At 44.3% G+C, this 6,836-nt stretch carries 2 protein-coding genes, 2 tRNA genes and 3 rRNA genes; all 7 read left to right on the top strand.

The window, feature by feature from the left end; translation table 11 throughout:
* The first annotated feature begins 161 nt into the window (after positions 1 to 161).
* Positions 162 to 1,699 (top strand): 16S ribosomal RNA (locus tag ACINWC743_RS02465).
* A gap of 59 nt (positions 1,700 to 1,758) precedes the next feature.
* Positions 1,759 to 1,835: transfer RNA gene (locus tag ACINWC743_RS02460), tRNA-Ile, on the top strand.
* A 44-nt stretch (positions 1,836 to 1,879) separates the two neighbouring features.
* Positions 1,880 to 1,955 (top strand) — tRNA-Ala (locus ACINWC743_RS02455).
* Between the two features lie 358 nt (positions 1,956 to 2,313).
* Positions 2,314 to 5,204: ribosomal RNA gene (locus ACINWC743_RS02450) — 23S ribosomal RNA — on the top strand.
* Between the two features lie 237 nt (positions 5,205 to 5,441).
* Positions 5,442 to 5,556: ribosomal RNA gene (rrf, locus tag ACINWC743_RS02445) — 5S ribosomal RNA — on the top strand.
* Together the 16S, 23S and 5S rRNA genes with 2 tRNA genes alongside form the textbook arrangement of a ribosomal RNA operon.
* 196 nt (positions 5,557 to 5,752) lie before the next feature.
* A complete protein-coding gene (locus ACINWC743_RS02440) occupies positions 5,753 to 6,571 on the top strand; it encodes a hypothetical protein (RefSeq protein ID WP_009584236.1) in 819 nt (272 codons plus the stop codon).
* Between the two features lie 100 nt (positions 6,572 to 6,671).
* The coding region (locus ACINWC743_RS23705) for an IS5 family transposase (protein WP_009584235.1) at positions 6,672 to 6,836 on the top strand (165 nt) is incomplete at its 3' end.

The raw sequence follows: 6,836 nt of genomic DNA, 5'->3' as shown, positions 1-6,836 counted from the left end.
TGATCATTAAGAGAATATGAAGAACAACTTGTGTGGATTTTTACTGATTGATTGATCGAAATATTATCATTGATTGTTGGTTTAAATTACTCGAAGTTTATTTGAGAGAATTTGTCAGTAATTGATGAGCCAGAATTGTGACCTTAAGTCACTAATGATTTTAACTGAAGAGTTTGATCATGGCTCAGATTGAACGCTGGCGGCAGGCTTAACACATGCAAGTCGAGCGGGGGAGATTGCTTCGGTAATTGACCTAGCGGCGGACGGGTGAGTAATACTTAGGAATCTGCCTATTAATGGGGGACAACATCTCGAAAGGGATGCTAATACCGCATACGCCCTACGGGGGAAAGCAGGGGATCACTTGTGACCTTGCGTTAATAGATGAGCCTAAGTCGGATTAGCTAGTTGGTGGGGTAAAGGCCTACCAAGGCGACGATCTGTAGCGGGTCTGAGAGGATGATCCGCCACACTGGGACTGAGACACGGCCCAGACTCCTACGGGAGGCAGCAGTGGGGAATATTGGACAATGGGGGGAACCCTGATCCAGCCATGCCGCGTGTGTGAAGAAGGCCTTATGGTTGTAAAGCACTTTAAGCGAGGAGGAGGCTCTTTTGGTTAATACCCAAGATGAGTGGACGTTACTCGCAGAATAAGCACCGGCTAACTCTGTGCCAGCAGCCGCGGTAATACAGAGGGTGCGAGCGTTAATCGGATTTACTGGGCGTAAAGCGTGCGTAGGCGGCTTTTTAAGTCGGATGTGAAATCCCCGAGCTTAACTTGGGAATTGCATTCGATACTGGGAGCTAGAGTATGGGAGAGGATGGTAGAATTCCAGGTGTAGCGGTGAAATGCGTAGAGATCTGGAGGAATACCGATGGCGAAGGCAGCCATCTGGCCTAATACTGACGCTGAGGTACGAAAGCATGGGGAGCAAACAGGATTAGATACCCTGGTAGTCCATGCCGTAAACGATGTCTACTAGCCGTTGGGGTCTTTGAGACTTTAGTGGCGCAGCTAACGCGATAAGTAGACCGCCTGGGGAGTACGGTCGCAAGACTAAAACTCAAATGAATTGACGGGGGCCCGCACAAGCGGTGGAGCATGTGGTTTAATTCGATGCAACGCGAAGAACCTTACCTGGTCTTGACATAGTAAGAACTTTCCAGAGATGGATTGGTGCCTTCGGGAACTTACATACAGGTGCTGCATGGCTGTCGTCAGCTCGTGTCGTGAGATGTTGGGTTAAGTCCCGCAACGAGCGCAACCCTTTTCCTTACTTGCCAGCATTTCGGATGGGAACTTTAAGGATACTGCCAGTGACAAACTGGAGGAAGGCGGGGACGACGTCAAGTCATCATGGCCCTTACGACCAGGGCTACACACGTGCTACAATGGTCGGTACAAAGGGTTGCTACCTAGCGATAGGATGCTAATCTCAAAAAGCCGATCGTAGTCCGGATTGGAGTCTGCAACTCGACTCCATGAAGTCGGAATCGCTAGTAATCGCGGATCAGAATGCCGCGGTGAATACGTTCCCGGGCCTTGTACACACCGCCCGTCACACCATGGGAGTTTGTTGCACCAGAAGTAGGTAGTCTAACCGTAAGGAGGACGCTTACCACGGTGTGGCCGATGACTGGGGTGAAGTCGTAACAAGGTAGCCGTAGGGGAACCTGCGGCTGGATCACCTCCTTAACGAAAGATTGACGATTGGTAAGAATCCACAACAAGTTGTTCTTCATTGATGTATCTGAGGGTCTGTAGCTCAGTTGGTTAGAGCACACGCTTGATAAGCGTGGGGTCACAAGTTCAAGTCTTGTCAGACCCACCAAGTCTACTGAACACAGAAGAGCAGATATATTAAGATCTTAAGCTGGGGACTTAGCTTAGTTGGTAGAGCGCCTGCTTTGCACGCAGGAGGTCAGGAGTTCGACTCTCCTAGTCTCCACCACTACTACGCAGTTACCTGATTAAAAAAAGATTGATTATAGAAATTAATGAACTGAAGTTTATAGAGTTTATTAACTTCTGTGATTTATCACAGTGAACTACTCGCTGACGAGGCGGTAGAGAATCATTAACAGAATATATTTGAGTTGAAATAATTGTTTAACTCGTTTTATGAAGCTTAACAAGCAATTGTTAAAGCGGAATGAAATGAGAACTAGCGATAAAACTGAATCAAGCGTTTTGGTATATGAATTAAATTGAAGCTGTACAGTGATTAAGTTCACAGGCAACAAATAGAAGTGGTTAAATCCACATTGTTGATCCTCCTTGTAGGGATTAACGACTGTTTGGGGTTGTATAGTCAAGTAATTAAGTGCATGTGGTGGATGCCTTGGCAGTCAGAGGCGATGAAAGACGTAATAGCCTGCGATAAGCTTCGGGGAGGCGGCAAATATCCTGTGATCCGGAGATTTCTGAATGGGGAAACCCACTTACCATAAGGTAGGTATCGCATGATGAATACATAGTCATGCGAGGCGAACGAGGGGAAGTGAAACATCTCAGTACCCTTAGGAAAAGAAATCAATTGAGATTCCCTCAGTAGCGGCGAGCGAACGGGGATCAGCCCATTAAGTTATATGTGTATTAGCGGAAAGCTCTGGGAAGTGCTACCGTAGAGGGTGATAGTCCCGTACACGAAAGTGCACATATAATGATGACGAGTAGGGCGAGGCACGTGAAACCTTGTCTGAATATGGGGGGACCATCCTCCAAGGCTAAATACTCCTGACTGACCGATAGTGAACCAGTACCGTGAGGGAAAGGCGAAAAGAACCCCTGTGAGGGGAGTGAAATAGATCCTGAAACCGCATGCATACAAGCAGTGGGAGCCGACTTGTTCGGTGACTGCGTACCTTTTGTATAATGGGTCAGCGACTTATATTCAGTAGCAAGGTTAACCGTATAGGGGAGCCGTAGAGAAATCGAGTCTTAATAGGGCGTTTAGTTGCTGGGTATAGACCCGAAACCGGGTGATCTATCCATGAGCAGGTTGAAGGTTGGGTAACACTAACTGGAGGACCGAACCCACTGTCGTTGAAAAGCCAGGGGATGACTTGTGGATAGGGGTGAAAGGCTAATCAAACTCGGTGATAGCTGGTTCTCCCCGAAAGCTATTTAGGTAGCGCCTCGGACGAATACCATAGGGGGTAGAGCACTGTTTCGGCTAGGGGGTCATCCCGACTTACCAAACCGATGCAAACTCCGAATACCTATGAGTACTATCCGGGAGACAGACTGCGGGTGCTAACGTCCGTAGTCAAGAGGAAAACAATCCAGACCGCCAGCTAAGGCCCCAAAATTATAGTTAAGTGGGAAACGATGTGGGAAGGCATAGACAGCTAGGAGGTTGGCTTAGAAGCAGCCACCCTTTAAAGAAAGCGTAATAGCTCACTAGTCGAGTCGGCCTGCGCGGAAGATGTAACGGGGCTAAAACTATATGCCGAAGCTGCGGATGTATACATTGTATACGTGGTAGGGGAGCGTTCTGTAAGCCGATGAAGGTGTGTTGAGAAGCATGCTGGAGGTATCAGAAGTGCGAATGCTGACGTGAGTAACGACAAAACGGGTGAAAAACCCGTTCGCTGAAAGACCAAGGGTTCCAGTCCAACGTTAATCGGGGCTGGGTGAGTCGACCCCTAAGGCGAGGCCGAGAGGCGTAGTCGATGGGAAATTGGTTAATATTCCAATACTTCTGTGTAATGCGATGAGAGGACGGAGAAAGTTAAGTCAGCCTGGCGTTGGTTGTCCAGGTGAAAGGTTGTAGGCATGCATCTTAGGCAAATCCGGGGTGCTCTATGCTGAGAACTGATAGCAAGCGAGTTTACTCGTGAAGTGGCTGATACTATGCTTCCAGGAAAAGTCTCTAAGCTTCAGTTACACAGGAATCGTACCCGAAACCGACACAGGTGGTCAGGTCGAGTAGACCAAAGCGCTTGAGAGAACTCTGCTGAAGGAACTAGGCAAAATGGTACCGTAACTTCGGGAGAAGGTACGCTGCTGACGGTGATAGGACTTGCTCCTTGAGCTATTGGCAGCCACAGAAACCAGGCCCCTGCAACTGTTTATTAAAAACATAGCACTCTGCAAACACGAAAGTGGACGTATAGGGTGTGATGCCTGCCCGGTGCTGGAAGGTTAATTGATGGGGTTAGCGTAAGCGAAGCTCTTGATCGAAGCCCCAGTAAACGGCGGCCGTAACTATAACGGTCCTAAGGTAGCGAAATTCCTTGTCGGGTAAGTTCCGACCTGCACGAATGGCATAATGATGGGGGCGCTGTCTCCAGCAGAGGCTCAGTGAAATCGAAATCGCCGTGAAGATGCGGTGTACCCGCGGCTAGACGGAAAGACCCCGTGAACCTTTACTGCAGCTTGACATTGAACTTTGATCTTACTTGTGTAGGATAGGTGGGAGGCTTAGAAGTAGCGACGCCAGTTGCTATGGAGCCATCCTTGAAATACCACCCTGGTAATATTGAGGTTCTAACTCTGTCCCGTTATCCGGGACGAGGACCATGTCTGGTGGGTAGTTTGACTGGGGCGGTCTCCTCCTAAAGAGTAACGGAGGAGTACGAAGGTGCGCTCAGCGTGGTCGGAAATCACGCGTAGAGTATAAAGGCAAAAGCGCGCTTAACTGCGAGACCCACAAGTCGAGCAGGTACGAAAGTAGGTCTTAGTGATCCGGTGGTTCTGTATGGAAGGGCCATCGCTCAACGGATAAAAGGTACTCTGGGGATAACAGGCTGATACCGCCCAAGAGTTCATATCGACGGCGGTGTTTGGCACCTCGATGTCGGCTCATCTCATCCTGGGGCTGAAGCAGGTCCCAAGGGTATGGCTGTTCGCCATTTAAAGAGGTACGCGAGCTGGGTTTAGAACGTCGTGAGACAGTTCGGTCCCTATCTACCGTGGGCGTTGGAAATTTGAGAGGATCTGCTCCTAGTACGAGAGGACCAGAGTGGACGAACCTCTGGTGTACCGGTTGTGACGCCAGTCGCATCGCCGGGTAGCTATGTTCGGAAGGGATAACCGCTGAAAGCATCTAAGCGGGAAGCCTACCTCAAGATAAGATTTCCCTAGGACTTTATGTCCTCTAAAGAGCCGTTGAAGACTACGACGTTGATAGGTTGGATGTGGAAGTGCGGTGACGCATGAAGCTGACCAATACTAATTGCTCGTGAGGCTTGACTATACAACACCCAAGCAGTTGTATTGAAGCATCATTTGATTCATAAAAGATCAAAGAAACTTGATTTAGTTGTAAAGCTAGTTACATGAGCGAGGAATAAACAAACATTAATTATGTTTGTCCGAGCGCAAGACATAAAGCTATGCTTTATGTTAAAATCAACTCAAATGTTCTTCTGTTAAACTCATTTGGAACAAAGTAAGGCATACCCATAAGACCCGAAAAAGTCCATAACAGTTTGCTGGCGACAATAGCAAGAGTGAACCACCTGATCCCTTCCCGAACTCAGAAGTGAAACCTCTTAGCGCTGATGGTAGTGTGGGGTTACCCATGTGAGAGTAAGTCATCGCCAGCTTTTAATTCTTAAAACACCCTCAACTAAAACGTTGAGGGTGTTTTTTTATGTGTAAAGAAAAGATAGAAATGATAAGAAATTGTGGATAAATAATATACTAGGCGTCAACTTATGGCGTTTTAAAAAAAATATATATTCATAATCTTTAAATTATCAGACAAAATCTATAAATATAAGAAAGAAATGGAAACGGAATATGGGAAATTTATTTAGACTTATTAATGTTTATTATGATTTATTCGAATCATTCAAAAAAATTTTATACATAAAAAATAAGCTGATATGGCTTTTGCTATTATCTCTTTCTATATTTGTGTATTCATTTTATTGGTATGTGAATAAAGATGCTTTTCCATATTTTCCGAAAGTATCAAATGGATGGAGATTGATTTTTCCTATTTTAATCGAAATTTTAGTATTATTTATTTGGTTTCTTTTACTAAAGCAAAGAGAAAAATTAATAATTAAAGAATTGCAAGAAATTTTACAATCTAAACAAACCAAATTATACGACTTAAGAAAATTGTGGTTTTCAATCTGTGTTGATTCAGACTCTACAAAATACTTAGAAATAGCAGAAAAAATTGATAAAGTTCTGAATATGAAAGATAAATATAAATCCAATTTTTCATTGGATGCGAAACAATTTGGTTTGTGGATATTTCATCCAGAATCAAAAAATAGATTATTGGCAATGTTTATGGGTATATGTGCAGGAATAATAGGGCTAACAATAGCTACAGGCACTAATATTTATAATATTTTCGATTTTTTTAGAAATAATTCTTTTTGGTCGCTACTGGCTCTAGATCTTATATTTTCAATTTTTATCATGTTTGCAATTATGATTTTAAAATTAGTACTTCTAATTATATTTGAAATATTTGTTTTATTGGGAGATAAACTAGATAAAGAAAGGGCTGTAAGTAAAAGACGATCAAGAATTTTTATAAATCAGCTTTTATTTTTTTATAGCTTACCAAAACCTAAAATTCGTATTAAAAATCTAAAATAAAGATCAATTTATCTGAGTAATTAGGGCGTGTTGACACTTTTAGATTAAAAAATAGCGAAGTAGTAAAATTAAATCGCCAAACCCAATTCTACTATTCGCTATGCCTCGTACCATGTTAACAGATCAACACTGGCAAAAGTTGAAAGCTATTTTGCGTAATTTATCCATTCATCTCAACTCAAATTTAAGAAATTTTATTGAAGCGATTCTTTATAGGATTAGAACTGGGTGCCCTTGGCGTGATATCCCCACTTGCTTTGGACAA

The organism is Acinetobacter sp. WC-743, from assembly GCF_000335555.1.
Taxonomy (GTDB): Bacteria; Pseudomonadota; Gammaproteobacteria; order Pseudomonadales; family Moraxellaceae; genus Acinetobacter; species Acinetobacter bereziniae.
This window is presented reverse-complemented; position numbering and strand designations above follow the sequence as displayed.